The organism is Bradyrhizobium sp. BRP20 (assembly GCF_020194215.1).
In the GTDB taxonomy this organism is placed as follows: Bacteria; Pseudomonadota; Alphaproteobacteria; order Rhizobiales; family Xanthobacteraceae; genus Bradyrhizobium; species Bradyrhizobium yuanmingense.
In genome coordinates, this window is sequence record NZ_JADYVY010000002.1 from 769,132 (window position 1) to 795,266 (window position 26,135).

Annotated in this window: 21 protein-coding genes, 2 tRNA genes and 1 pseudogene; 20 read left to right on the forward strand and 4 right to left on the reverse strand. The window is 64.6% G+C overall.

Features of this window, described 5'->3' with window-relative positions; translation table 11 throughout:
- Positions 1-18: 18 nt before the first annotated feature.
- The 5 genes from I6F33_RS08380 to I6F33_RS08400 all read left to right on the forward strand — a co-directional run bounded on the left by I6F33_RS08380 (position 19) and on the right by I6F33_RS08400 (position 7,527).
- Entirely contained in the window at positions 19-3,168 is a 3,150-nt protein-coding gene (locus tag I6F33_RS08380; RefSeq protein ID WP_225112833.1) for an efflux RND transporter permease subunit, read from the forward strand.
- The gene (locus I6F33_RS08385; RefSeq protein WP_225141911.1) at positions 3,168-6,269 is read left to right on the forward strand and encodes an efflux RND transporter permease subunit; all 3,102 of its coding nucleotides are present in this window, start codon (positions 3,168-3,170) and stop codon (positions 6,267-6,269) included. Before I6F33_RS08380 ends, I6F33_RS08385 begins: the two co-directional genes overlap by 1 nt.
- 37 nt (positions 6,270-6,306) lie before the next feature.
- Positions 6,307-7,047 (forward strand): tRNA-uridine aminocarboxypropyltransferase, encoded by a 741-nt coding sequence (locus I6F33_RS08390; protein ID WP_225128772.1) that lies wholly within the window; start codon positions 6,307-6,309, stop codon positions 7,045-7,047.
- Positions 7,048-7,131: 84 nt separating this feature from the next.
- A tRNA-Cys gene (locus I6F33_RS08395) sits at positions 7,132-7,205 on the forward strand.
- Positions 7,206-7,380: 175 nt separating this feature from the next.
- Positions 7,381-7,527: a hypothetical protein gene (locus I6F33_RS08400; protein WP_167361661.1), complete on the forward strand. Its 147-nt coding sequence runs from the start codon at positions 7,381-7,383 to the stop codon at positions 7,525-7,527.
- Between the two features lie 80 nt (positions 7,528-7,607).
- Here I6F33_RS08400 and I6F33_RS08405 read toward each other — a convergent pair whose 3' ends face one another.
- The gene (locus tag I6F33_RS08405) at positions 7,608-7,814 is read right to left on the reverse strand and encodes a hypothetical protein (RefSeq protein ID WP_225112836.1); all 207 of its coding nucleotides are present in this window, start codon (positions 7,812-7,814) and stop codon (positions 7,608-7,610) included.
- A gap of 263 nt (positions 7,815-8,077) precedes the next feature.
- Here I6F33_RS08405 and I6F33_RS08410 point away from each other — a divergent pair, with 263 nt between their 5' ends.
- The 13 genes and pseudogenes from I6F33_RS08410 (at position 8,078) to I6F33_RS08470 (ending at position 22,424) form a co-directional block, all read left to right on the forward strand.
- Positions 8,078-8,338: a hypothetical protein gene (locus I6F33_RS08410; protein WP_025036239.1), complete on the forward strand. Its 261-nt coding sequence runs from the start codon at positions 8,078-8,080 to the stop codon at positions 8,336-8,338.
- Between the two features lie 421 nt (positions 8,339-8,759).
- A complete protein-coding gene (locus I6F33_RS08415; protein ID WP_225141913.1) occupies positions 8,760-9,680 on the forward strand; it encodes an ABC transporter substrate-binding protein in 921 nt (306 codons plus the stop codon).
- 186 nt (positions 9,681-9,866) lie between these two features.
- Positions 9,867-11,489: an amino acid ABC transporter permease/ATP-binding protein gene (locus I6F33_RS08420; protein ID WP_225141915.1), complete on the forward strand. Its 1,623-nt coding sequence runs from the start codon at positions 9,867-9,869 to the stop codon at positions 11,487-11,489.
- A 43-nt stretch (positions 11,490-11,532) separates the two neighbouring features.
- Positions 11,533-12,774 carry an acetamidase/formamidase family protein gene (locus I6F33_RS08425; protein ID WP_225125446.1) on the forward strand — a complete coding sequence of 414 codons (1,242 nt, stop codon included), beginning with the start codon at positions 11,533-11,535 and terminating at the stop codon, positions 12,772-12,774.
- A 134-nt stretch (positions 12,775-12,908) separates the two neighbouring features.
- Positions 12,909-15,019, forward strand: a pseudogene (locus I6F33_RS08430) (acetamidase/formamidase family protein).
- A gap of 13 nt (positions 15,020-15,032) precedes the next feature.
- Positions 15,033-15,416 carry a RidA family protein gene (locus tag I6F33_RS08435; protein WP_035999503.1) on the forward strand — a complete coding sequence of 128 codons (384 nt, stop codon included), beginning with the start codon at positions 15,033-15,035 and terminating at the stop codon, positions 15,414-15,416.
- A 395-nt stretch (positions 15,417-15,811) separates the two neighbouring features.
- The gene (locus I6F33_RS08440) at positions 15,812-16,975 is read left to right on the forward strand and encodes a PspA/IM30 family protein (RefSeq protein ID WP_109143810.1); all 1,164 of its coding nucleotides are present in this window, start codon (positions 15,812-15,814) and stop codon (positions 16,973-16,975) included.
- Between the two features lie 10 nt (positions 16,976-16,985).
- Entirely contained in the window at positions 16,986-17,645 is a 660-nt protein-coding gene (locus tag I6F33_RS08445; protein ID WP_109143809.1) for an OB-fold-containig protein, read from the forward strand.
- Positions 17,646-17,668: 23 nt separating this feature from the next.
- Complete coding sequence (locus tag I6F33_RS08450) at positions 17,669-19,363, forward strand: flotillin family protein (RefSeq protein WP_225141917.1); 1,695 nt, start codon at positions 17,669-17,671, stop codon at positions 19,361-19,363.
- Positions 19,364-19,570: 207 nt separating this feature from the next.
- Positions 19,571-19,855, forward strand: a complete 285-nt coding sequence (locus I6F33_RS08455) for a hypothetical protein (protein WP_225141919.1) — start codon at positions 19,571-19,573, stop codon at positions 19,853-19,855.
- A gap of 221 nt (positions 19,856-20,076) precedes the next feature.
- Positions 20,077-20,151: transfer RNA gene (locus I6F33_RS08460), tRNA-Asn, on the forward strand.
- Positions 20,152-20,817: 666 nt separating this feature from the next.
- Positions 20,818-21,942, forward strand: coding sequence for an AI-2E family transporter (locus I6F33_RS08465; RefSeq protein WP_225141921.1), 1,125 nt, complete (start codon positions 20,818-20,820; stop codon positions 21,940-21,942).
- A 26-nt stretch (positions 21,943-21,968) separates the two neighbouring features.
- Positions 21,969-22,424 carry a potassium channel family protein gene (locus I6F33_RS08470; RefSeq protein WP_035999460.1) on the forward strand — a complete coding sequence of 152 codons (456 nt, stop codon included), beginning with the start codon at positions 21,969-21,971 and terminating at the stop codon, positions 22,422-22,424.
- 49 nt (positions 22,425-22,473) lie between these two features.
- On the opposite strand, the gene I6F33_RS08475 is transcribed toward I6F33_RS08470, so the two are convergent.
- Positions 22,474-23,157, reverse strand: a complete 684-nt coding sequence (locus I6F33_RS08475; protein WP_225141923.1) for a helix-turn-helix domain-containing protein — start codon at positions 23,155-23,157, stop codon at positions 22,474-22,476.
- A 305-nt stretch (positions 23,158-23,462) separates the two neighbouring features.
- On the opposite strand from I6F33_RS08475, the gene I6F33_RS08480 reads away from it, so the two are divergent.
- Both I6F33_RS08480 and I6F33_RS08485 read left to right on the forward strand, forming a co-directional pair.
- Entirely contained in the window at positions 23,463-24,086 is a 624-nt protein-coding gene (locus I6F33_RS08480) for a response regulator transcription factor (protein ID WP_057029165.1), read from the forward strand.
- A 169-nt stretch (positions 24,087-24,255) separates the two neighbouring features.
- Positions 24,256-24,624, forward strand: a complete 369-nt coding sequence (locus I6F33_RS08485) for a response regulator transcription factor (RefSeq protein WP_035999451.1) — start codon at positions 24,256-24,258, stop codon at positions 24,622-24,624.
- A gap of 14 nt (positions 24,625-24,638) precedes the next feature.
- Here I6F33_RS08485 and I6F33_RS08490 read toward each other — a convergent pair whose 3' ends face one another.
- Complete coding sequence (locus I6F33_RS08490; RefSeq protein WP_225141925.1) at positions 24,639-25,223, reverse strand: invasion associated locus B family protein; 585 nt, start codon at positions 25,221-25,223, stop codon at positions 24,639-24,641.
- A 23-nt stretch (positions 25,224-25,246) separates the two neighbouring features.
- The gene (locus I6F33_RS08495; protein ID WP_225141926.1) at positions 25,247-26,131 is read right to left on the reverse strand and encodes a S9 family peptidase; all 885 of its coding nucleotides are present in this window, start codon (positions 26,129-26,131) and stop codon (positions 25,247-25,249) included.
- Between the last annotated feature and the right edge of the window lie 4 nt (positions 26,132-26,135).

Genomic DNA, 26,135 nt, shown 5'->3' on the forward strand with positions numbered 1-26,135 from the left:
AAGCGGCAGGCATAACCCATGGGTGTCTCCGAACCCTTCATCCGCCGGCCGATCGCGACCTCGCTGCTCGGCATCGCGCTTCTGATCGGCGGGCTGCTCGGCTATTTCGCACTCCCGGTCTCGGCGCTGCCGCAGGTCGATTTCCCGACCGTGCAGGTGACGACGCAGCTGCCGGGCGCGAGTCCGGACGTGATCGCCTCGCTGATCACCGCGCCGCTGGAGCGGCAGCTCGGGCAGATCCCGTCGCTCTCGGCGATGAACTCGACGAGCTCGTTCGGCGTCAGCCAGATCTCGCTGCAGTTCGAGCTCAACCGCGACATAGACGGGGCGACGCAGGACGTGCAGGCCGCGATCAATGCCGCCGCGGGCGTGCTGCCGAGGACGCTGCCTTACCCGCCGACCTACGCCAAGGTGAACCCGGCGGATGCGCCGGTGATGACGCTGGCGCTGCGCTCGGACACGATCTCGCTGCGGGTGATGAGCGACATCGCCGACACCATTCTGGCGCAACGTTTGAGCCAGATCTCCGGCGTCGGGCGCGTGTCCGTGCTGGGCGGGCTGAAGCCGGCCGTGCGCATCCAGGCCGATCTGGCGCGCCTTGCAGCCTACGGCATCGCGATGGAAGATCTGCGCACCGCGATCGCCAATGCCAATGTCTCGGGGCCGAAAGGCTCGCTCGACGGAGCGCAGCAATCCTACATCATCGCCGCCAACGACCAGATCGCGGCGGCCGAAGCCTACAAGCCCGTCATCATCGCCTATCGCAACGGTTCGCCGGTGACCATTGCCGACGTCGCCCAGATCGTCGACGGCCTCGAGAACGACCGCACTGGCGGCTGGTACCAGGGCACGCCGGCGGTCATCCTCGACATCCAGCGCCAGCCCGGCGCCAACGTCATCGACGTCGTCAGCCAGATCCGCGCCGAGATCCCGAAACTGCAGCGCGCGATCCCGGCCGGCGTGAATCTCACCATCGTCTCCGATCGCACCGTCACCATCCGCGCCTCGGTGCGCGACGTACAATTCACTCTGGTCCTTGCCGTCGTGCTGGTGACGCTGGTGGTGCTGCTGTTCCTGCGTTCGTTGCGCGCGACCGTGATCGCCGGCGTCGCGCTGCCGCTGTCGCTGATCACGAGCTTCGGCATCATGTATTTTGCCGGCTTCAGCCTCGACAATCTGTCGCTGATGGCGCTCACGATCGGCACCGGATTCGTCGTCGACGATGCCATCGTGATGATCGAGAACATCGTGCGCCACATGGAAAATGGCGACGGCGCGATGGAGGCCTCGCGCAAGGGCGCCAGCGAGATCGGCTTCACCGTGATCTCGCTGACGGTGTCGCTGATTGCGGTCTTCATCCCGCTCCTGTTCATGTCGGGCCTGGTCGGGCGCATGTTCCGCGAATTCGCGCTGACCTTGACGATTGCGGTCGTGACCTCGGCGGTGGTCTCGCTGACGCTGACGCCGATGATGTGCTCGCGGCTGCTCAAGCACGCGCACGAGGAGCTGGCCGTGCCGGGACTGGCCGCGATCAGCCGCTTCATCGACCGCACGGTCGACGCCTATCACGGATCGCTGTTGTGGGTGCTGGAGCGCCAGCGCGCCACGCTGGTCGTGACCTTCGTTACGCTGATCGCGACCCTGGTGCTCTATGTCGTCGCGCCCAAGGGCTTCCTGCCGCTGCAGGACACCGCCTCGATCACCGCGGTGACGGAGGCGGGGCCGGACGTGTCGTTTGCGGAGATGAAGAGGCGGCAGGCCGAGGCGGCCGAGGCCATCCGAGCCGACCCTGATGTGGTCGGCGTGGTCTCGGTGATCGGTGCGGGCTCCGTCAACCCGACCACCAATGTCGGCCGCCTCGTCATGAGCTTGCGGCCGCGCGGCGAGCGCCGCGACGATGTCAGCGTGGTCGTGACCCGGTTGAAGGAGCGGGTCTCCGGCATCCCCGGCATGACCGTCTATTTCCAGCCGGTGCAGGACGTGCAGATCTCGACCCAGTCGAGCCGCTCGCAATACCAGTACACGCTGACCGGCACCGATGCGACGCTGGTCTCGGAATGGGCGCGCAAGCTGGTTGCGGAGATGCGGCGCGATCCCTTGTTCCGGGACGTCTCCTCCGAGGCGCAGGAGGGCGGCCTGCGGGCGCAGCTCGATGTCGACCGTACGCGCGCCGGCCAGCTCGGCGTGAGCCTGCAAGCAATCACCGACACGCTGAACGACGCCTTCGCGCAGCGGCAGATCTCGACCATCTACGGTCAGGCCAACCAGTATCGGGTGGTGCTGGAGGCGCTGCCGATGTATCAGCGCGATCCCTCGATCCTGTCGAAGCTCTATCTGCCGGGTGCCGCGAGCGCCACCGCGGGCGCGCCCAATGCCCAGGTGCCGCTGTCGGCCGTGGCGACGCTGAAGCGGACCACGGCGCCGCTCGCGATCTCGCATCAGGCGCAATTCCCGTCGGTGTCGCTCAGCTTCAACCTGGCGCCGGGCGCGGCGCTCGGCGATGCCGTCGAAGCCGTAAAGGTGATCGAGACCCGCATCGGCATGCCGGGCAGTATCGTCGGCGTCTATGCCGGCGACGCCGCCGAATTCGCCAAGGCACTCGCCGGCCAGCCCTGGCTGCTGCTCGCCGCCGTCATCACGATCTACATCGTGTTAGGGGTGCTCTACGAGAGCTATATCCATCCGATCACGATCCTGTCGACGTTGCCCTCGGCCGGCGTCGGCGCCATCCTGGCGCTGATGCTGTGCGGACAGGACCTCTCGGTGATCGGCCTGATTGGCATCATCCTCTTGATGGGCATCGTCAAGAAGAACGCGATCATGATGATCGACTTTGCGCTCGAGGCCGAGCGCGGGCGGGGCATGTCGCCCAGTGAAGCCATCGTGCAGGCCTGTCTGTTGCGCTTCCGTCCGATCATGATGACGACGCTGGCGGCGCTGTTCGGGGCGCTGCCGCTCGCGATCGAAAGCGGCACCGGCGCCGAGCTGCGCTTTCCGCTCGGCATCTCCATCATCGGCGGCCTGCTGCTCAGCCAGCTCCTGACACTTTACACGACGCCCGTGATCTACCTGGCGCTCGACCGCATCAACCGCCGGTTCGAGCAGGCACTGCCGCCGGCTGGATCCGGCGGCCCGCCGGTCGCCGGCGCGACCGAGGGGATGCAGTGATGGCATCGATCTCGGAGCCGTTCATCCGCCGTCCGGTCGCGACCACGCTGCTGTCGATCGGGCTGTTCCTGCTGGGTGTCGTCGCCTACCGGTTCCTGCCGGTCGCCTCGGTCCCGAACGTCGACTTTCCCGCCATCTTCGTCTCCGCCAGCCGGCCCGGCGCCGATCCGTCCGTGATGGCGGCGACGGTGGCGTCGCCACTTGAGCGGCGGTTAGGAGAGATCGCCGGCATCAACCAGATCACCTCGACCTCGAGCCTCGGCACGACCAGCATCCAGCTTCAGTTCGACATCGGCCGCAACATCGACAAGGCCGCGCGCGACGTGCAGGCGGCCATCAACGCCGCGATGGTCGACCTGCCGAGCGACTTGCCGACGCTGCCGCGTTTCCGCAAGGCAAACACGGCCGGTGCACCCATCTTCGTGCTGGCGTTGACCTCCAAGACGATCTCTCCGTCGGCGATCTACGACGTCGCGGATAGCGTGTTGGCGCAACGCATCTCGCAGGTGCCGGGCGTCGGCAACGTGTCGATCTCCGGCGCCGACCAGCCGGCCGTGCGCGTGCAGCTCAACCCGGTTGCGCTGTCCAATGCTGGAATCGCCACTGACGACGTGCGAACCGCGATCATCGCCGCCAACGCGCTCGGCCCCGTCGGCATCTTCGAAGGCGAGCGCCAGAGCGAGACGCTGTCGCTGAACAAGCAGATGCGCACGGCGAAGGAGTTCCGCGACATCGTCATCAAGAGCTCGGGCAATAATTTGGTGCGGCTGTCGGATGTCGCCGACATCGAGGATTCCGTCCGCAACGTCCGCTCGATAGCCTGGTTCAACAGGCAGCCGGCGGTTCTGATCCAGATCACCAAGCAGGGCGATGCCAACGTCATCGACACCGTCGACCGGGTCAAGGCGCTGATCCCCGAGCTGAAGCAGTGGATTCCGGCCGGTGTAGAGATCTCCACCCTGGTCGATCGGACCGGCACGATCCGCGCCAGCGTGCTGGACATGCAATGGACGCTGCTGGCAACGTCCGTCCTGGTGATGGTCGTCGTGTTCGTGTTCCTGCGGCGGCTGACGCCGACCATCGCGGCCGGCATCTCGGTGCCGCTGGCACTCGCCGGCACTTGCGCCGGCATGTGGGTCGCGGGCTTCTCCATCGACAACCTGTCGCTGATGGCGCTCGCCATCTCCGTCGGCTTCGTCGTCGACGACGCCATCGTCATGATCGAGAACATGTTCCGCAACCTCGAGCAAGGCATGCGGCCGCTCCGGGCGGCGCAGGAGGGCGCCAAGCAGATCGGCTTCACTGTGGTCTCGATCAGCCTGTCGCTGATCGCGGCCTTCACCCCGCTGATCTTCATGGACGGCGTCGTCGGTCGGCTCCTGCGCGAATTCTCGCTGACGCTGACCTTCGCCATCCTGGTCTCGACGCTGGTGTCGCTGACGGTCACGCCGATGATCTGCGCCCATTACATCAGGCAGGCCACCTCCGGCACGGCAACGCTGTTCGACCGCATCATCGAAGGCGCGCTGTCGCGCACCATCGTGTTCTACGCCCGCACCCTGCGCACCGTGCTGGAATTCCCGCTGCTGACGCTGCTGGTGTTCTTCGCCACCATCGCGCTCACGGTGACGCTCTACATCAAGGTCCCCAAAGGCTACTTCCCCACGGACGATTCCGGCTTCATCATCGGCGCGACGCGCGCCTCGGCGGACACCTCGTTCCAGTCGATGCTCGGCCTGCAGCAGCGGCTCGCCGAGATCGTGATGAAGGATCCCGCCGTGGCCGGCATCGGCTCGACGGTCGGCAGCGGGGGCCCGGGTCCGGCGACCTCGAACCGCGGCACCATGTTCATCAGCCTGAAGCCGCCGGAGGAACGTGGCCACGTGTCGACTGAGGTCGTGATCGAACGGCTCAGGCGCGCACTATATCCCGTGCCCGGCATCCGCCTCTTCATGTTCGCTGCCCAGGACGTGCGGGCCGGCGGGCGTCAGAGCGATTCCGACTACCAATATACGCTCACCAGCACCGATCTCGGCCTGTTGCAGAAATGGGCGCCGATCGTGGCCAAGCGCCTGGAGAGCGTGGAGGGCATCACCGACATCTCCAGCGATCGCGATCCTGGCGGGCTGCAGCTGACGCTCGCCATCGACCGCCAGAAGGCGTCCGCGCTCGGCGTCAAGGTCCAGGACATCGACAACGCGCTGAACAACGCTTTCGCACAGCGGCAGATCTCGATCATCTACACCCAGCGGAACCAGTACATGACCGTGCTGGAGATCGACCCGAAGTTCCAGGTCGACCCCTCCAATCTCGATCGCATCTACGTCGCCGGCGCGGGAGATGCGCAGGTGCCGCTGTCGGCCGTGGTGCGCGCGACGCGCGGGCTCGCTGCGCTCGCCGTCTATCATTCGCAGTCGTTCCCATCGACCACGGTGTCCTTCAACCTGATGCCGGACGTGCCGCTTCAGGCGGCGACCCAGAACATCCAGCGCGCGGTCGACGAGTTGCACATGCCCGAAGGCATTCGCGGCAGCTTCGACGGCAATGCCGGCGATTTCGCCAGGACCAGCGGTCGCCAGCCGCTCCTGATCCTCGGCGCTCTGGTCGCGATGTATATCGTGCTCGGGGTGCTCTACGAGAGCCTCGCCCATCCGCTCACGATCATCTCGACGCTGCCCTCGGCCGGCTTAGGTGCGCTGCTGGCCTTGCAGCTCAGCAACACGCCGCTGACGGTGATCGCCTTCGTCGGCATCATCCTCTTGATCGGCATCGTCAAGAAGAACGGCATCATGATGGTCGACTTCGCGCTCGATGCCGAGCGCCAGCGCGGGCTGTCCTCGGCCGAGGCGATCTTCGAGGCCTGCCAGGCGCGCTTCCGCCCGATCCTGATGACGACCATGGCGGCGCTGTTCGCCGGCATTCCGCTGGTGATTGCGACCGGCCCCGGCACGGAGCTGCGCCGGCCGCTCGGCATCACCATCATCGGCGGCCTGTTCGTCTCGCAGATCCTGACGCTGTACACGACGCCCGTGATCTACCTGCTGATCGACCGCCTGCGGCGGCGATCCGAGCCGCGTCCGCTGGCGGCACCGGCGGAATAGGTTGTTGCAGCGCCGCGCGAAGCGTATAGCGGCGACCATGTCCAATCCGCCCAAGACTGCCGCCGCGCTGGCCGAGCCGATCCCCGAATGCCCGCATTGCCAGAAGCCGATGCCGCTGTGCATTTGCGACAGCGTCACGCCGATCGAGAACCGGCTCTCGCTCCTGATCCTGCAGCATCCGCAGGAGCAGGACAGGGCACTCGGCACGGCGCGGCTGCTGGCCAGGCATTTTGCCGATGCCACGGTGCGGGTCGGCCTGTCCTGGCCGAGCCTGTCCAAGGCGCTGGGACGGCCGGTCGAGAATGCTTCGCACTGGGCGGTGCTCTATCTCGGCTCGGCACGCGCGGCCGATCTCGATGCCGAAGGTGAGATCGTCGCACTCAACCGCAAGGGCGAGGTCGCGGAGAACCAGCGCGCGATCCTCGGCAAGCTCGAAGGTGTGGTGCTGCTCGACGGCACCTGGAGCCAGGCCAAGGCGCTGTGGTGGCGCAATCCCTGGATGCTGAAATGCCAGCGCGTGATCCTCAATCCGGCACGTCCCTCTCGCTACGGGCGCTTGCGCAAGGAGCCGCGCCGCGACGGCCTCTCGACCATCGAAGCCGCCGCGACGATCCTCGCCGGCCTCGAGCGGCGCCCTGATCTCGCCGAGACGCTTCATGCCAGTTTCGAACGGATGCTGGCTCGCTACCGCGAGGTCCAGGCCGAGATGCCGGAACTGGCACCCAAGCCCGCGCCCAAGGGCCGCCGGCGCGACTTCAGGCGCGGCAAGCGCGCCTGATTTCGGCTGGACATTTCGCTGTGCTACAAGCGGGCCGTGGGGTTGCCTAAGCCATTGATCCCCTATATTGGTCCGCCCTTACGGGGCCACGTGGCGGAGTGGTTACGCAACGGTCTGCAAAACCGTGTACACCAGTTCAATTCTGGTCGTGGCCTCCATCACAAGCCTCTGATTTTCCGCAAAATTTTGGCCTATGCGCGGTTCCGCCGAGCCGCACGTACCCGCCAGCCACCGGGTTTGCCCGGGGCTTGGCGGAAAGGTGCGATTCAGGTCCTCTGGCATAGACTTCGCATCTGCGAAGAGACGCATCCAAACCCTGGAGCTGGAGAGCACGTGGGCGACGTCGTTCGATTTGTCCCGAAATCCGAGCTGGAGCGGGCCCGCCTCATTGCCGAGGCGCGCGCGATCTATGACAGCATCTTCCCGCCGGCTGCACCCGACCGGGCGCCGCAGCAGGGCGAGGAGCGCGTCAAGACTTGATCGAGGCTGCGCCGGTCCCCGGCGCTCGGTCATGCCGAACCGCCCGCAAGGCGGACGCATCGGTTCACTTCAAGTCGGCCTCAGCAGGCCGCGTACCAGCCGTCGGGAAAGGGCAGGAGGGGCCAGGCGCCCTCGTTGTCATTGGCAGCCTTGTTGGCTGCCTTGGGCGTCGCGTCGAAGCTCCACGAGCGGGGCACGTAGTCCTCCACCGGCACGGGCGCGAAATCCTCAAAGACCATGGCGTCCCGGACAGCATCCAGCAGCAAATTGAATTCGGCTTCGCTCATCACACCCTCGCAGAATGCGGACGGCGCAATGTCGCAAAGCCGGTTTGTTTCCGGATTGATCCGATCGTTCGCATTTTAACGATGCGGCGATCGGGACCCGAATGGTTAGCGATTCCTGAAAATCCCCGCGGCAACCCTATGTGCCGCCGCCGCGCAGCGGGTGTGAAGGAGATCACGTTCCCGGCGGTTTATTTCTCGTAACCCCTTTGTCCCATGCCGGCCAATGCAGGCCGGAGCGGGCAGGGCAGAGCGGGAGACTGGTCATGAAGGCGAGGTTCTTGCGGTTTGCGGGCGTGAAGAGCCGGGCGCGGGGCGCCTCTACGGTCGGGCTATTCCTGACGCTATTTGCCTCCGCGGCCCATGCACAGGGAACTGCGGAGCAGCGGCGGGCCTGTACCCCCGACGTCTACCGGCTCTGCGCCGGCGAGATCCCCAACGTCCGCGCCATCACGGCCTGCCTGCGCCGCAACCGCGCGAGCCTCAGCGAGGCCTGCCGATCCGTGTTCGACCAGGCGGGCGGCTGAACGGCCCGGCTTGTGGGCTTGTGCGCAGCAAGTCCCTCGCAGGGGCTCGCGAATCCGTCACAGGCACCCTGTGGATATGCTGTGGATTTGCTGCGGATGCTGGACGTGGATGCTTCGTACCTTCATCGCATCTTGGTCGCCAATCGTCATATCTGCGTCAAATGAGCTCACCGAATGATTCAGCGGGCCGGCAGATCGCTGCTGCGGCCGAGAGCATTTCGTAATCCCCCGAATTCGGAATCCCTCACCTGCGTCGCGGTCCGCGGACAGTTTTTGGGCAACCGTTTGCCCAAATGTCGGGCGCGCTCCGTCCAAATTTTTGTACGCCCGCGGACAAGCTTTTCACCGCCCACTCCCGCACGCTTCCTCCCCGATCACTGGAGCATGGCAGACGCCATGACATTTCGGAGGAACTGGCGAGATGGAGAAGTCGATTTGGCCCCAGGCGCGGCGGGGAATGGCGCGCGCATCATTGCCGCGGTACAAGCTCATGCTCGGCGCCGCCATTGCTTTCGGTCTCGTCGTTGCCTCACCGCTGAGCGCGGAGGCCGCAGCGCCCGCTGCCTGCGCCGCGCTTCAGGAAAAGTATCCGGACTGGAAGGGCAAGACGCTCGTCAATGCCATCAACCCGCACACGCCGGGCTATGAGACGATCGATCCCAAGGATCCCAGCAAGTATATCGGCTTCGACATCGATCTCGGTGAAGCCATCGGCGAATGTCTCGGCTTCAAGCTGACCTACAAGGCGGTGACGTTCGCGGCGCTCCTGACCACGCTCGCCGCCGGTCAGGCCGACATCGTGATCTCCGACATCTACGCCACCAAGGAGCGCGCCAAGGCGGCCGACTTCATCACCTACTCGAAGGTGTTCGATGGCGTGCTGGTCGCCAAGGGCAACCCGAAGGGCATCAACGGCATCAACCTGTCGCTGTGCGGCGCCGCTGCTGCCGAAAATACCGGCTATGTCGAGGTGCCCCTGATCCAGGCGCTGATCCCGGAGTGCAAGAAGGCCGGCAAGCCGGAGCCGACCATCCAGCTCTACGACAACAACGCCAACTGCATTCAGGCGATTCTGGCCGGCCGCGCCGACACCTACATCAACGACGTCAACACCGTCGACAGCGCCGTAAAAGCCTATCCGGACAAGCTGGAGAAGGCGGTCGCTGTGACGATCCCATACTCGGTCGGCATCGCTGTTCCCAAGGGCAAGCCGAAATTTCGTGACGCCGTGCTCGCTGCCCTGATCGAGGTGCAGAAGGCGGGCACGCACATGGCGCTCCTGAAGAAGCATGGGCTCGATGTGAACAACTTCATCGAGCCGGAAATTCTCACGGCTGACTGACTGAGCGCGGTCGACTTCTCCCCGACGGGGAGAGGTCGGCGCGAAGCGCCGGGTGAGAGGGCGTAACCTCTCATCCGGATCGCATCGAACGATGCGACGTAGCCGAAGCTTCGCTTCGAGAGGTGGCCTGTCCTCGAGGCGCCCGTCTTCGACCAAACCCGATCCCGTTCTCATGACTGTCGACTGATGTCGCTGTTCCTTCATTACCTGAGCATGCCGTATCTGCTCGCGGGCATCGAGCTCACCCTCGAGGTGACCGCCCTCGGGCTCGGCGGCGGGTTGATCCTCGGATTGATCCTCGCCGGCATGCAGCTGTCGCGCTTCTGGCTGCTGGCGGCGATCGCCCGGGCCTATACCGTGATCTTCCGCGGCACGCCGCTGATCCTCCAGATGGTTTTCGCCTACGACGCGCTGCCGCATATGGGCATCAAGCTGCCGGCCGTGCTGGCGGCAGGCCTTGCGCTCGCCTGCAACGAGGCGCCGTTCATTGCGGAGATGCTGCGCGCCGGCGTGCTCGGCGTCGACCGCGGCCAGGTGACGGCGGGGCAGGCGCTCGGCATGACGCCGTCGGTGCTGATGCGCAGGGTCATCGCCCCACAGGCGATCCGCACGATGATTCCGGCCTTCGGCAATGAGGCGGTGAGCGCGTTGAAGAACTCCTCGCTCGCGTCTGTTATCGCGGTGCAGGAGCTGACCTTGCGCTCGACCCAGCTGGCATCTTCGACCTTCGACTTCTTTTCGATCTTCTTTGCCTCGGGGCTGCTCTATCTCGTTCTGACCACGGCCATCAGTGTCATCCAGCTCCTCGTCGAATGGTGGCTCGACCTCGACCGAACCACACGCCGCGAACGCAAGCTCGCCGATTATCTGCCGTGGCGCCGCGTCGACCTCGGCACCAAGTTCGAGCTTGCCGCCGTGACCGCCGCTGATCCGGAGCCTGCACAGCCAGCGCCCGGCGATACGCCGCCGCTGGCCTTGACCCGTGAGGAGCGCGCCCGTCGCGCGGCGACGATCGCGCGCAACAATATCGCGGTCGAGACCAAGGACCTCACCAAGAGCTACGGCGGGCAAAAGGTGCTCAACGGCCTCGACTTGACCGTGCGTGTGGGCGAGGTGGTGGCGTTGCTCGGTCCCAGCGGCTCCGGCAAGAGCACGCTGCTTCGCTGCATCAACCATCTGGAGAACTGGGACGCCGGCACAGTGCGCGTCGGCGGCCGGCGGCTCGGCTTCGGCGAGAATGGCAAGCCATTGTCGCCGCGCGCCATCGCCAACGAGCGGGCCAGTGTCGGCGTCGGCATGGTGTTCCAGCAATTCAACCTGTTTGCTCACCTCTCAGCGAAGGAGAACATCGCCGGGCCCTTGCGCTGGGTCCACGGCATGACCCGGATCGACGCCGACCGCCGCGCCGCCGAGCTGCTTGACCGCGTTGGTCTCTCACACCGTGCCGATGCGCTGCCGCGACATCTCTCCGGCGGCCAGCAGCAGCGCGTTGCCATCGCCCGCGCGCTGGCGCCCAATCCGAGCGTGCTGCTGCTGGACGAGCCGACCTCGGCGTTGGATCCGGAGCTCGTCAATGAAGTGCTGGAGGTGATCCGCCGCCTCGCGATTGACGACGGCCTCACCATGATCATCTCGACGCACCAGATCCGCTTTGCCGATGAGGTCGCGGACCGTGTCGCTTTCCTGAGCGGTGGCACCATCGTCGAGGAGGGGCCGGCGCACGAGGTGCTCTCCAATCCACGCAATCCGCTGACGGCGCGTTTCCTCAGCGTGATGGAGGCCGACAAGGCTCCGGAGACGGTGCGATGAGCCCTCTCTCCACCCTGTGCAAGATCCCCGAAGAGGTCACGCCATGAAGCATGTCACGCTGCCGGTTTCGCCGAAGACCGTCCATTGGGGCTATTTCTCCAAAACGGTCACGCCGGCCCTGACGCTGCGCTCGGGAGACCGGGCCACGATCGAGACGCTGACCCATCACGCCAACGACGATTACGAGCGCATGATTCAGGGCGACCCCGGTGCCGAAAGCGTGTTCCAGTGGACGCGCGAGCACAAGGCGGTGGCGCGCCGCGGCTCGGGCCCGACGAAAGGCCCGTTCATCCGCGGCGCGGGCGAGGGGATCGGCGTGCACTTGCTCACCGGCCCCGTCGCGATCGAAGGCGCCGAGCCCGGCGACATTCTGGAGGTGCGCATCCTCGATATCAGGCCGCGGCCGAGCTGCAGTGCCTGTCATGCCGGCCGCTGCTTCGGCTCCAATGTCGCGGCGAACTGGGGCTTCCACTATCACGACCTGATCGAGGAGCCGAAGCCGCGCGAGGTCGTCACCATCTTCGAGCTCGACACCTCCGGCGAGCCCTATGCGAAGGCCGTCTACAATTACGTCTGGACGCCGCAAACCGACCCCGACGGCATCGTGCACCCGACCATCGACTATCCGGGCGTGCGCGTGGACCATGCCACCATCAGGAAGCGCGAGAACATCCTTCCCAGTGTGAAGGTGCCGGCGCGGCTGCATTTCGGCACCATGGGCCTTGCGCCATCGGAAGCCGATTTCGTCAGCTCGATCCCGCCGAGCTATACCGGCGGCAATATCGACGACTGGCGCATCGGCAAGGGCGCGCGGATGTTCTATCCGGTCGCGGTCCCCGGCGCCTATTTCTCGGTCGGCGATCCCCATGCCGCGCAAGGCGATAGCGAGCTCGGCGGCACCGCAATCGAGACCTCGCTGACCGGCGATTTCGAATTCATCCTGCACAAGAAGGCCGACCTCGGCGGCACCAGCCTCGAAGGCCTCGACCATCCCATGCTCGAGACCGACCTTGCCTGGTCGTTCTACGGCTTCACCTATCCGAATTATCTGGCCGCGCTCGGCGCTGATGCGCAAACCGAGATTGCCAATCACTCCAGTCTCGACCGTGCGATGCGCGATGCGTTCAGAAAACTCCGCCGGTTTCTGATGACGGTGCATGGCCTCAGCGAGGACGAGGCGATCTCGCTGATGTCGGTCGGCGCCGATTTCGGCGTCACCCAGGTGGTCGATGCCAATTGGGGCGTCCACGGCACGATCAGAAAGAACATGTTTCGGTGCGACTAATGCATTGAGACGCAGCCGGTTTTCGGGATGAGCAGGTGACAAGCGGAGACCATTTGCGGCCCGTCGCGGCGACGGATGACCGCGTGCGTCTGGCACAGAGGTTGCTTCGATCGACTGCAATCTGGGTCGATCCGATGAGCTTTCGCCCGTTCACGAGCGAGTCCTACGCGCAAGACGACCGGCCCGAAGCCTGGCGGGACGTGCTTGCGGCGGTCGGCCTGCAGCCGGCAGGCGGCCATTCCTTCTTTGACGGGCATGCTACCGCCTCCCATCGCCAGACCGCCGGCGTTGCGCTGACGCGCATGGCCGCGGGCGCGCAGAGCGTCGGTCCGCTGGCACGAGCGAACGAAGACCTGCCGATCGCGCTGATGCCGGTCGAGGATGGCATGGTGTTGAAAACCGTCGGCGGACACCGCATCGTTCCCGTCGGTCATGGAATCTGCTTGCGCAGTCGCTCGTCGATCTTCTCCTGACGCTCGCGCATCAACTGGCGGCATCGACGTCCGACGCCGGGGCGAGCGCGACGCAGGCCGCGCTGCTGCACCGGATCTGCCAGACCATCGAGCGTCGCCTCGACGATCCCGATCTGGTGCCCGCGCGTGTCGCGCAAGCCGAGGGCATTTCCGAACGTTATTTGCAAAAGCTGTTCGAGACGGTTGGCGACAATTTCACCCACTATGTTCGCGAGCGTCGTCTCCAGCGCGCCTGGGCGGATCTGTCCAGTCCGTCAGAGGCGCATCGCTCGATCTCGGAGATCGCCTACGCCTATGGCTTTGGCGACTCCGCGCATTTCAGCCGCGCCTTCCGCCATCGCTTCGGCCTGCCGCCGCGCGAGTTCCGACAGCAGGAGGCCGAGCGGGCGACCGTGCAACATGGCGTCGCCGGCCAACGCGGCTGGCCGCAGGAGGCGCTGGCGCAATTGCGCGCGCATCAGAGTGTGGAGGCCCGCAGCAGCGTCGCCTGTGCCGGCGCCGGGGAGCCGACCACCACCGAACGCCGTCATCACCATCTCCCGGTCGAGGCCAGCCGCGTTCATTGGGGCTATTTCAGCCGCTCGCTGCCGCCGCAGATCGAGATCGCGTCGGGCGATACCATCACCATCGAGACGCTGACGCAGCACGCCTCCGACGATCCCGAGTTGATGATATCAGGCGATGGCGCCGCAGAAAGCGTATTCGGCTGGACACGGAGCAAGAAGAACGTCGACCGCCGCGGCGCCGGCCCGATGGATGCCAGCGTGTTCGGCCGCGGTGCCGGCGAGGGGTTTGGCGTGCACATCTGCACCGGGCCTGTCGCGGTGAAGGACGCCCAGCCCGGCGATGTACTGGAGGTGCGCATCCTCGACATCGTGCCGCGGGCGAGCCGCAATCCGAGCCATGCGGGCCGTGTGTTCGGCTCCTCTGTCGCAGCGTGGTGGGGCTATCACTACAACGAGTTTCTCGGCGGTCCCAAGCCGCGCGAAGCCGTCACCATCTATGAGATCTTCGAAGAGGCCGAGATGCCGCACGCCCGCGCGCTCTATTCCTATCGCTGGGAGCCGCAGACCGATCCCTTCGGCGTGGTGCACGCCACTTACGACTATCCCGGCGTTCCCGTCGCACCTGGTACGATCAAGCGCCGGCACGCCGTGCTCGACTGCATCAAGATTCCTCTGCGGCCGCATTTCGGCGTCATCGCGCTGGCGCCGCGCGAGCTCGATTTCGTCGATTCCGTGCCGCCGTCCTACTTCGGCGGCAATCTCGACAATTGGCGGCTGGGGAAGGGGGCAACCGTCTATCTCCCCGTCTCGGTCCCCGGCGCGCTGCTGTCGGTCGGCGATCCCCATGCAGCGCAGGGCGACGGCGAGCTCAGCGGCACCGCGATCGAATGCTCGATGACCGGCACCTTCGAGGTGATCCTGCACAAGAAAGCCGAACTTGCCGGCCGTCCCTTCGCCGATCTCTCCTATCCCCTGATCGAAACCGAGAGCGACTGGGTGCTGACCGGCTTCAGCCACCCCAACTATCTCGCGGAATTCGGCGCGCAGGGGCAGAGCGAGGTCTACGCAAAATCCTCGCTCGATCTCGCCATGAAAGACGCTTTCCGCAAGATGCGGCGCTTTCTGATGAACGTCAAAGGCCTCAGCGAGGACGAGGCGATCGCGCTGATGTCGGCGGCGGTCGATTTCGGTGTAACACAGGTCGTCGACGGCAATTGGGGCGTGCACGCCATTCTCAGCAAGCGCCTCTTTCAGGACGCATCTTAACCAGGACATCCAAGTGAAATTCCACATGATCAGCGGCGGACCGAAGCCGGTCGCGCCCTTCAGCCACGCGGTGGAGACCGACGGCTTCGTCTTCGTGACCGGCCAGATGCCCGATACGCCGCAGACGCCGGGCGTGCTGCCCGAGGGCATCGTCGCGCAGACGAAGGCCGTGATGGAGAATTTGAAGGTGGTCCTTGCGGGCCTCGACCTCGGCCTCGAGCACGTCGTGATGACGCGGATCTATCTCACGCGCTTTAGGGAAGACTATGCGGCGATGAACGAGACCTATCGGACGTACTTTCCGCCGGATCGCCTGCCGGCCCGCACCTGCGTCGGCGTCACCGGCCTGGCCTATGATGCGCTGATCGAGATCGATCTGGTGTGCCGGCGGCCGTGACGGTCTAGGCGCGTGGCCTAGATTGAGCGAAGCGATATCCGTAACCGCCGCCGCGTTCTGAAATGAGAGTCGATGAACAGAGGTGTCGCGTCAGACTCCGTCACTGCGAGCGCAGCGAAGCAACCCAGACGGCCTCCTCGGAAGCAGTCTGGATTGCTTCGTCGCAAGAGCTCCTCGCAACGACGTGCCGAGAGAGTGACGGCCTACCGAACGCTCCCCGCATTTCATCTCAAATTGCAACCTTTGCGAGCAGGAAGTCTTGATCTGCCGTGAGCTAGGGATGATCGGCCGCCTTGAACGCAGGCCCTCGTCGTCGCGACTAACCGACAGAGTGCATATGGATCAGCAGAACGTGATCGAGGCTTCCCTTTCAAAAGCACCAAAATGGTGCTTTAGTGCTTTCCATGAGCCAATCGCCTCGAAACGCGCCGTCCGCACTGCGTTACCGGCTTGCCCCTGACCCGGCCGCCAAGGCCGCCATCGAGGCGACATTCCAGGCCTATGACCGCATGATGGAAATCCTCGACGAGGTGGCGCGGATCCACAATGTGGGTTCCAATGTGGTCCTGCTCCATGCCCATGCCTATGAGCCGATCCGCAAACAGACGGCGCTGCCTTCGCGGCTGGTGACGTTGGGGCTGCGCGACCGCGCGGAGTATCGCGCCGCGCAAGGGCGCCGCCTGCCGCTCGACGACAAGCTAGCGAAGATTAAGGGGCCCGCCACCATTTCGATTGCGACCGTGCAAGGGCGCTTCAGCGTGCCCTTCGACTACGCCGGCTATGCCGAGGGCTGGGGACAGAGCGTGCCGGCGCGCCTCATCCGCACCGACGACGGTTTCGAAGTTCACTACGGCGTCACGCCGAACAGCCTGCCAGAGGAGGAGAACGCCATGGATACCATCGCTGCCGCTCCCGACAATTTCCTGTCCCGAGTCGGGCGCCTGATTGCCGGGATCGCGTACGATGCGATCGAGCAGGCGGAGGGCAAGAACAAGCTGAAGGTGGTCGGACAGGCCATCCGCGAGATCGAGCGCGCCGAGACCGAAGCGCGCGATGCGCTCGCCGCTGCCCGGGCCGAGGAATATCGCCTCAACGCGCGCCGCAGCGAGATCGAGCGGGCGATGACCGATCTGACCGCCAAGATCGAGGCCGCGATCGCAGACGGGCGCGATGATCTCGCCCGCGCCGGCATCGCGCGGCAAATGGACCTGGAGGCGCAGTTCGAGGTGCTCTCTCGCGCAATCGACGAGAACAACGAGAAGATCGAGCAATGCGTCACATCGCTCCGCGCGGTGCTGTCGGCGCTCCAGGATGCCGAGCAGCGCCGCGCCGATCTCGAAAAGAGCGAGGCACAGGCCAGCCCACAGACATCGACGTCGTCGCGGAAATCCGGCGGCACCTCCGCTGCCGCGAAGGCGCTGCGGGCGGGCAGGGCAGTGGCACGGGCCACCGGCGTGCCGCCGGGAATTCCTTATTCGAGCGACATCGACGAGCTGAGCACGCTCCATCGCGACAAGGAAATTGCAGCGAGGCTGGCCCGGTTGAAGTCGGGCGGCTGAGTGCGGTGTCATGAGCGCTCTGCTCGAACACGTCATGGCGCCTGAGGTCAGGCCGTTCGCGATTGCGGCGGCCATGATCGTCATCGTCGGCTCGGTCGAGGTGATCTCGATGCTGATCGGGGCCTCCTTGAGCGAGATGCTGGGCACCAACATCGATTTTGCTCACCCCAGCGACAACGGCGTGCTCAACGCCATCTCCTGGATCAATGTCGGCGGCGTGCCGCTGTTGATCTTCCTGCTGCTGCTGCTCGGCGCCTTCTCCATCACCGGATTCCTGATCCAGGACCTCGCGCGAATGGTTGCGGGTCCCTTACCGGCGACGGTCGCCTCGGTCGGGGCCGTCGTGGTGTCGGTTCCGCTTGTGCGCGCCGCCAGCAGGACCATCGCGCGGGTCATTCCCAAGGACGAAAGCTACGTCGTCGGCCTCGGCGATCTGGTCGGCCGCATCGGGGAGGTCGTCGTTGGCCCGCTCGACCAGGGGCCGCCCGGCCGCGTCAGCGTCGCCGACATCCACGGCAACCGCCATTTCGTCTCGGCGGTCGCGGCGCCGTCATCGGGACCTTTGCCGCAGGGAACCATGGTCCTCCTGGTCGACCGCGACGGCACGCGCTTCGTCGCGGTGAAGGCCGACGATGAACTCAAGCCGTCCAACCCCACTCTAAGCAATTAGCAAGTCCCACAGCGGAGAAAGCCATGTTCGACATCGCAGTCCCGGCCGTGATCGGCGTCGCGCTGATCGTCGTCCTGGGGATCGTCTTCACCATCCTCTACAAGCGCGCCACCCGCGACGAGGCCTTCGTGCGCACCGGGCTCGGCGGCAAGAAGGTCGTGCTCGACGGCGGCGCCATGATCCTGCCGATCTTCCACTCCTATGCCAGCGTCAATCTGAAGACGTTGCGCCTCACCGTCGAGCGCAAGGAGCGGGAATCCCTCATCACCAAGGACCGCCTGCGCGTCGACATCGTTGCCGAGTTCTACGTCCGCGTCCGTCCCGACGAGGAGAGCATCGCGCTCGCGAGCCAGACGCTCGGCGCATTGACCAATGACGCCGAGGCGCTGCGCAACCAGGTCGAGGCGAAATTCGTCGACGGCCTGCGCTCGGTCGCCGCGACCATGAGTATCCTGGAGCTCCAGGAGAAGCGCTCGGACTTCGTCAAGCACGTGCAGTCCACGGTCGAGTCTGACGTGAAGTCGAACGGTCTCGAGCTGGAATCGGTGTCGCTGACCAAGCTCGACCAGACCGACGTCAAATTCTTCAACCCGGAGAACTTCTTCGACGCCGAGGGTCTGACCCAGCTCAAGACGGTCACCGAAACCCGCCGCCGCGATCGCAACGCCATCGTGCGCGATAACGAGGTCGCGATCGCGCAAAAGGACCTCGAGGCGCGGCAGCAGACCCTTGGGATCGAGCGGACCAAGAAGGAAGCCGAGCTGTCGCAGGAGCGCGACATCGCCAACAAGACCGCGAGCACCCGCGCCGAGGTCGCGACCGCGACGCAGACGGCGCGTCTGACCGAGGAGAACGCTCGCATCGACACCGATCGTGCGGTTGCCGAGAAGGAGGCGGGTGCCAAGCAAGTCAAGGAAACCGCGGTGATCGAGTCGGAGCTGGCGATCAACAAGCGCAAGACCGACGCCCAGCGCGAGATCCAGATCGCGACGCAGGAGAACGAGATCCAGATCGCGGCGAAGAGCAAGGAGACGTCGGAAGCCGTCGCCGAAGCCAAGACCGCCGAGGCGCTGGCCGTCTCCGCGGAGGAAAAGGTCGTCACCGCGCGCGCCATCGAGGTCGCCGATCGTGCCCGCCTGACCCAGGTGCTGGCCGCACGCACCGAGGCCGAACGCAAATCGACCGAGCTGATCGTCGCGGCCGAGGCCGAGAAGAAGGCCTCGCTCGATCGCGCCGAAGCCGTCAAGACGCTGGCCACCGCGGAAGCCGAATCCAACAAGATCAAGGCGGTCGGCGTCCGCAACATCGGCGAGGCGGAAGCCGCCGTCATCACCATGAAGAACGAGGCGCAGAACAAGCTCGGCAACAACGTCATCGATTTCGAGATCGCCAAGAAGCGGATCGAGACCATGCCGTCCGCGCTGGCGGAGATGGTGAAGCCGATCGCGAATCTCAAGGATGTCCGCATCCTGCACACCGGCGGCGCGTTCGGCGGCAACGGTGCGAGCGGAGGCAATGTCGGCTTCGGCGAAGGTTTGGCCGGCGAGCTGCTCAAGGTTCACGCGCTGCGTCCGATGATCGACGAGATCCTGCGCCAGAGCGGCTTTGCGCCTGGCGACGATCCGGTCAAGGCGCTGGTCGGCGCCGTGACCGGAAAGAGCAACGGCGCGGCCGTGCCGGCGCCGCTGCCGGAGAAAACAAACGCCGCCGAACTATGAATGCCGGTTCATTGCTGCGGAGAATTCGAATCGATAAACAGGCGGGGCGCGTCTCGCGTCGCGCGAACGTTCCGGAGCGCGGATCGATCGTGTCTTGAATCGGTCGATCTCGCTCCGGACGAGTCTTGAGGCAACGTTTTGTTTGCCACGGCGCCTGCGTCGATCGACATCGGGCGCCGAGACCTGTTTCGATCGGAGAATTTCACAATGAAGCATTTTCTGTCCGGATTGATCGCGATCGCCCTTTCGATCGCCGCCGCACCGTCGCTTGCGGCCGATGCCCGCAACGTCACCGTCGTCAACGAGACCGGCTATGCCATCAAGTTCCTGGGCTTCAACGCGCCGGATGACGGGCTGGACGAATGGGAGAACGAGCTCGACAAGGTGTTGCAGAACCAGGCCAGCACTTATGTCGAGTTCGACGACGACGATGAAGGCTGCGTCTGGAACATCCGGGTCGACTGGAAGAACTATGACGAGTCGGTGCTGTGAAAGAACGTCAATCTCTGCAAGCTCACCGCGCTCCGCTTGCGCTACGACCCCGGCACCAAGACCACCTCGTTCCTGGCGGAATAATCCTCGCCCGGTCCCGGCCGGAGGAGCGGCCATTCCAGGTCCCTCCGAGCGCGTTGCGGATGATGACGAATTCGTCCTTTGCAAGCGCAAGCGGCTTTGTTATACGCAGCCGCGCGCGAACGAACGGTTCGCCCTTTTCCTCGGTAGCTCAGCGGTAGAGCATCCGACTGTTAATCGGATGGTCGCTGGTTCGAATCCAGCCCGGGGAGCCATCAGGCTGTTGCCAAGCCTCTCGAAACACTCCAGAACTAAGCAAGTCCTAGGAGTAAGCCACTGAAAAATCAGGGGTTTCAACGTCTCGTTCTGTTCTGCCACTTCCGCCGTGGTCCGGAGCGGCTGGGGATATGGAGGGGGTAGGGGCCTTGTACCCCCAAATTGCCCCTCGGGATCCCCCCAAATTCCGGCGACGGCGTTGGAATAAAGTTCCAAAAGGCACTCTCTGATCGGGTCGTCCTGAGCGCCAAGTCCGAATCGAAGGAATGAAAGCCGGCCGATACCTCCAGAGCCTGGCCCTCTTGGTCGTGACCAGAAAGAACAGGCCGCCGGGCGGAGCGGCCGATATAGCTCGGCCGTACCCGCCATTAGCCTCCAGACGGGCACAGCAATCGAGATCATGGGCTTTGCCGTCGGTCGGAGCTATGTCGAGATCAATCCGTTCGTCGGCGTCAACTTCACGACTGCTGGCTCAGGTCCAGCACCGGGGCATTCTCACTCGCGGGCGGTGGACCGCGCAATCTGCGCCGAGACGCAACTGGCTGCGCGCCTGTTGCCGATCTCGCTAGGTGACCGATCGCCTGGCTTGATCTGAATCAAGCCTCCTCGGCGGGCCGCCCCGCTAGCTTTTCAGCAGCGGTCCGTCGGCTTGGAGGCAACGACCCTTGAAAACGCTTCGCCAGCTCCTGTCCTCGGAGGACATTGTCCAGGTCGTGATCCGGCTGGGCTTGCTCGGGCTGCTGATCTTCTGGACTTTCCTGGTGATCCGGCCTTTCGTGCCGATCCTGAGCTGGAGCGCCGTGTTGGCGGTGGCATTTCATCCCGTCTTCGCCTGGCTCGCCCAACGCCTCGGTGGCCGTCCCCGGACAGCCTCAGCCGTTCTCACCCTGATCACGCTGGGCATCGTCATCGGTCCCGCCGCGTGGCTCGGCCTCAGTGCAGTCGAAGGAATCCGGGACCTTGCGGCCCAGATCGGCAGTGGCGATCTCGCGCTCCAGGCCGCACCGGAGCAGATCAGGAGCTGGCCGTTGATCGGTCCTCAGCTCTACGCGATCTGGAACGAGGCCTACACGAACATCCGTGCGGCGCTGCGCGAGGTGGCGCCGTACTTGAAACCGCTCGCCGGAGTGATGCTGTCGTTTGCCGGTGACACCGGAATTGGCATGCTCCAATTCCTGCTGTCGGTGATCGTCGCGGGCTTTCTGCTCCCGCACGGCGCGCAGCTCGTCGCCGCGCTGCGCGGCTTCCTGTTGCGCGTCGTGCCCGGCCGGAGCGAGCACTTTCTCGAGCTCGCCGGCGCAACCATACGCGCCGTCGCGCAGGGCATTATCGGCGTCGCTATCCTTCAAGCCTTGCTGGCGGGCATCGGCTTCAAGCTCGCAGAGATCCCAAGCGCGGGACTGCTCGCGGTCGTCGTGCTCTTGCTGTCGATTGTCCAAATCGGCGCCGGCCCCGTTCTTTTCCCCGTGCTGGTCTGGATATGGGTGGACAAGGACGTGACCGTCGCCCTGCTCTTGACTGTCTATCTGGTCGTCGTCGGTCTGCTCGACAACGTGCTGAAGCCGCTCCTCATGGGGCGGGGCCTGACGACGCCGACGCTGGTCATCCTGATCGGGGTCATTGGTGGTACGCTCGCGCATGGAATCATCGGACTGTTCATTGGGCCGATCATCCTGTCGGTGGCCTGGGAGCTCGCGACCGCATGGACAGGAATCGACCGCGCTGCGTCAGCGCGGGTCGATCAGGAAACCGTTGTCGCAAAGGAAACCATCGAGGCACGCTTGGCCTAGGCTAAAATGAGGTGTGTTTCACCCCGATGATGCTCCAATTCCTTGTCGGCACGCTCGTCAGCGTGATCAATATCGGAATCCACGCGCTCGTGACGGTGGTCGCCGTCACGGTGGCCCGCAGTGCCGTCCCGCGCCATACCAAGCGGCCGCGATTGCACCTCATGAGCGTCATGATCACGATCGCCGTCGTGTTGAAGATCGCCCACATGATCGAAATTCTGATGTGGGCGGCGACCTATCATATCGTGCACGCGGCGACCGCCGACGCGGACATGCTCTACTTCGCGTTCGTCAACTACACCACGCTCGGCTACGGCGACATCACGCCGGTGCCCGAATGGCGGCTGATTGGCCCGCTGACCGCCATGAACGGCGTTCTTCTGTTCGGCTGGTCCGCCGCCATCCTGTTCGAGGTTTTGCTCAGGACGCTCGACCATCTCGGGCTCACGGAAAAACCCGGCGCGGACCTGCCGGGCACCTGAGCCGCGGCGATCGCGACCATCGCGGATCGCGAACCGGCATTTCGCCGGTTCACGGCTGCAGATCGAGGCCTGCGAGCTGGTGCCGGTCGAGGAGCACGATCTGGCGCTGGGTGTTGCCGATGAAGCCGAGCACGCCGAGTTCATGCAGCCGCGACAAAGCCCGCGAGACGGTCTCCAGCGTCAGGCCGAGATAGTCGGCGATATCGCGTCGCGACATCGGAAGCGCCATAACGTCTGCAGCCGTCAGGCGCTTGTCCATTTCGAGCAGGAACGCGGCGACACGCTCCAGGGAGGTCTTGCGACCGAGCAGCAGCATGTGGTCTTCCGCATGCTGGAGGTTATTCGTGGTCATGCTGAGCAGGTTTCTGGCTACCATGGCATCGCTCTCTGCCACGATTTCCAGGCTTTGGCGTTTGATCAGCCGCACCGTGGTGTCGACGATGGCTTCCGTCGTGAAGCGGTGCTCGCTGCCGTTCTCGAGCCCGAAGATGTCGCCGACGAGGTGAAATGCGCCGATCTGCCTGCGCCCGTCCGACAGCAGCTTGTAGCTACGCACCGCGCCGGATTTGACCTGGTAGACATACTCGGCCGGCTCCTTCTCGCCGTAGATCTCGGAGCCTTTTCGGTAGGAAAATTCGCTTAAATTGACCAGGGCATTTGAATGAGATGCCATGCCGAGGTCGCGGAGGGTATTGGGACGCAGCTTGGAATCCGTCGTGATGCGAACGAACATAGGCCAACTCCTCAGCTTTTCCGCCGAATTGGTCTGTCAGACGAAATACTTTGCCGGAAATGCGCCGCGCTATCCCACTCCCGCCGAAGTTGATTTTCGGCCAGCGAAGTATTGTTATCCATTGTCCCAAGGTTCATTGTACCAAAGGACAGCACTGGTGATTGCTGCGCTGGATGAGAATCCCTCGCCGCAGGGAAGATGCGACATATTGCGAAGCAGATATTCCGACCTTCAAACGAGAAAATCGCTTTGAAGAACGACAAGGACGTCGAGCGTCCTGATCAAGTTGGGCGAGAGGTAGGAAGTTGCCAGGCCTTGTTCACGTTGTTGACGACGACGAGTCGTTTCGGACCGCGATCGAGCGCCGGCTAAAGCTCGCGGGATACGAGGTCGCGACCTACGCCTCGGCGCTGGAGCTCCTGGACTCGGCGCCGGATGACGGGCAGGCGGGATGTATCCTGCTCGACGTGCGGATTCCGGGCCTGAGCGGTCCCGACCTGCAGGCGCGGTTGGCTGCGGCGGGGTCGATGCTGCCCATCGTCTTCCTGACCGGTCATGCCGACACGCCGACGACCGTGCGCGCGATCAAGGCAGGTGCGGAAGACTTCCTGACCAAACCGATATCCTCCGAGCAGTTGCTCGATGCGATCGAGCGTGCGCTGGCCAGTCAGCGGACTGCGCGGGCTCAGGCCAGCAGGCTGGATGCGTTTCGTGGCCATTTCGCCACGCTGACCCAGCGCGAGCGACAGGTGTTCGATCTGATCGTGCGCGGCCGGATCAACAAGCAGATCGCGCATGAGCTGGGCACCACCGAGCGCACCGTGAAGGCGCACCGCCATCAAGTGATGGAGAAGATGCAGGTTCGCTCGCTGGCGGAGCTCGTTTCGATCGCAGAGCGTCTCGGAATGCTCGATCCGGACGAACGCTGACGGCTCCGGAAAGAGCGAGGATCCCTCGACGTGCCTGTCCCAAAGGACAATGCCAAGGCGTGTTGACAGTGCGCGACGCGCTATGTGCAATAATGCACATACGCACACGCGAGAGCGCGGAGCTGTCGTATCCGATATCCCACTGTCGTGTTCCGGAAAGGCCATCGCTTTGCTCCTGCGCGAGTCCGTCTTCGTTGTCGATGACGATCCGTCCATGCGTACCAGCATGGACAGGCTGCTGCGAGGATACGGCTTCGCCACAACCCTGTTCGACACGGGAGGGGCCTTGCTCGATCATGACAGGTTCCACACCGCGATCTGCATCATCCTCGACATCAATCTGGGTGCAAGGTCCGGCATCGAGGTGCGGCGAAGCCTGGCCGAGAAGGGCATCGCGGCACCGGTGATCTATGTCACCGGCAATGACAGCCCGGCAAACCGCTCGGCCGCGATTGCCTCGGGCTGCATCGCCTATCTCATCAAGCCGTTTGCGGCGCAGTCTTTGATCGAATCCGTCCAGCGCGCCCGCGTCTTGTAGCTCCACGACGGCCGTCATTCTTCGACATATTGCTCGAGTATCCTGGTCGGCGCCCCCTTATGGGCGGAACCGAATTGCGCGAGCGGAATCGAAGTCGTCACGGCAAGAAGATTGGAGTCGACGAGTTCGAGCAGAAGCGTTTGACCGTTTTCCATCTCCGAGATGATTTTTGGCGTCACGACGTCCGCCGCGACGCATAAATTGGTGAGACACCAGGTATAAGGAATGCGGAACGCGGCGCCATGGTCGACGGCCAGTTTCGGTGCTTGCTGCAGGTACATTCCGACCGGCACGAAAAGTTGCAGGCGGGCGGTGGGCGCGTCCTCCCGCTCGATCAGATCAATGCGCACGGCTGTTTGCCCGGTCGCGAACCGGCCAGTGATCGAGGTTCGACAGAGGGACGGCGCGCCGCCGGCCTTGAAGCACAATTTTTGCCAGCTGCCATAGCTGATGTCGCTGGCGTCGCGCTGGCCGCGTGTTGCGACCTCGGAGGACTTTTCCGCTTGCGCCGCCTTGAGCGAAGCGACAGCCAAGACCGTCGCGACTCCGGCGGCTGCAACCATCAGGAGACCAGAGAGACGATCAAAAGCACGGGCCATCGCTGCAACTCCGAGATCCGGATTCAGTTCTGCGCGTCGAGAAACTTCGCCACCAACGGCGACCAGAGCGGAACCGCGTCCGGCGAACCGAGGAGGAAATGTCCCTCGTTGCCGAACGGGGGCATCAGGTGATATTCGGCCCGGCCGCCGGCGCCGATGAAGGCAGCGTGCATGCGCTTCGATAGGTCGGGACCGAAATACGTGTCATTCCCGGTGTAGATCCACAGCATCGGCACGCGCGATGTACGGCCGAAATCGGCGGTGGCCTCGACCAGTCGGTCGGGCGCGCAATTGTTGTTCGGCTTGCCGTCGACGCGTCCGCCGCGGCCTCCGGCAAAGACGATGATGGCCTTCACCTGTGGCGGGTTCACGCTCGAAAGGGCGATCGAGGCCCAGCCGCCGGCGGACTGGCCGACCACGATCACGTCCTTCGGGATGATCCGCTTCTCGGCGGCCAGATAGTCAATGATCCAGAGATCGACCTGGGCGACCGCGAGGCCGGCATCACGGAAATTGGGATTGGCGCACTTCCCGATTTTCGAGAAGAACGGGCCGAACATTCCGCGTTCGGGGATGTCGATTGCCTGCGCGCCATAACCGCTGCCCACCGGGGCCGCCACGAGATAGCCGCGCCTCGCAAACCATTTGGCGGCGTCGCGAAATTCGACCAGAGGGAAAAGGCTGCGCTGGGTCGCGTCGAGCGAGACACCGTGATTCATGATGACGAGCGGGAACGGACCGTCGCCGACCGGGCGCACCAGATAGGCGAACATCGGCAGCGGCAGGGGCAGCGCCCAGATTTCCTCCTGGATGCGGACCTCGTCCGCGGCGTGCGTGGGCGATGCGGCCACGAAAAGGCTGAGCAAGGTGATCGCGAAAAAATGGAGCAATGCAGGTCCGCGTCGCATCCGG

Bases quoted from the DNA above. Each gene is read 5' to 3' on its own strand.
- I6F33_RS08380 (WP_225112833.1), top strand. From the start codon at position 19: ATGGGTGTCTCCGAACCCTTCATCCGCCGGCCGATCGCGACCTCGCTG.
- I6F33_RS08385 (WP_225141911.1), top strand. From the start codon at position 3,168: ATGGCATCGATCTCGGAGCCGTTCATCCGCCGTCCGGTCGCGACCACG.
- I6F33_RS08390 (WP_225128772.1), top strand. From the start codon at position 6,307: ATGTCCAATCCGCCCAAGACTGCCGCCGCGCTGGCCGAGCCGATCCCC.
- I6F33_RS08405 (WP_225112836.1), bottom strand. From the start codon at position 7,814: ATGAGCGAAGCCGAATTCAATTTGCTGCTGGATGCTGTCCGGGACGCC.
- I6F33_RS08410 (WP_025036239.1), top strand. From the start codon at position 8,078: ATGAAGGCGAGGTTCTTGCGGTTTGCGGGCGTGAAGAGCCGGGCGCGG.
- I6F33_RS08415 (WP_225141913.1), top strand. From the start codon at position 8,760: ATGGAGAAGTCGATTTGGCCCCAGGCGCGGCGGGGAATGGCGCGCGCA.
- I6F33_RS08420 (WP_225141915.1), top strand. From the start codon at position 9,867: ATGTCGCTGTTCCTTCATTACCTGAGCATGCCGTATCTGCTCGCGGGC.
- I6F33_RS08425 (WP_225125446.1), top strand. From the start codon at position 11,533: ATGAAGCATGTCACGCTGCCGGTTTCGCCGAAGACCGTCCATTGGGGC.
- I6F33_RS08445 (WP_109143809.1), top strand. From the start codon at position 16,986: ATGAGCGCTCTGCTCGAACACGTCATGGCGCCTGAGGTCAGGCCGTTC.
- I6F33_RS08450 (WP_225141917.1), top strand. From the start codon at position 17,669: ATGTTCGACATCGCAGTCCCGGCCGTGATCGGCGTCGCGCTGATCGTC.
- I6F33_RS08455 (WP_225141919.1), top strand. From the start codon at position 19,571: ATGAAGCATTTTCTGTCCGGATTGATCGCGATCGCCCTTTCGATCGCC.
- I6F33_RS08470 (WP_035999460.1), top strand. From the start codon at position 21,969: ATGATGCTCCAATTCCTTGTCGGCACGCTCGTCAGCGTGATCAATATC.
- I6F33_RS08475 (WP_225141923.1), bottom strand. From the start codon at position 23,157: ATGTTCGTTCGCATCACGACGGATTCCAAGCTGCGTCCCAATACCCTC.
- I6F33_RS08490 (WP_225141925.1), bottom strand. From the start codon at position 25,223: ATGGCCCGTGCTTTTGATCGTCTCTCTGGTCTCCTGATGGTTGCAGCC.
- I6F33_RS08495 (WP_225141926.1), bottom strand. From the start codon at position 26,131: ATGCGACGCGGACCTGCATTGCTCCATTTTTTCGCGATCACCTTGCTC.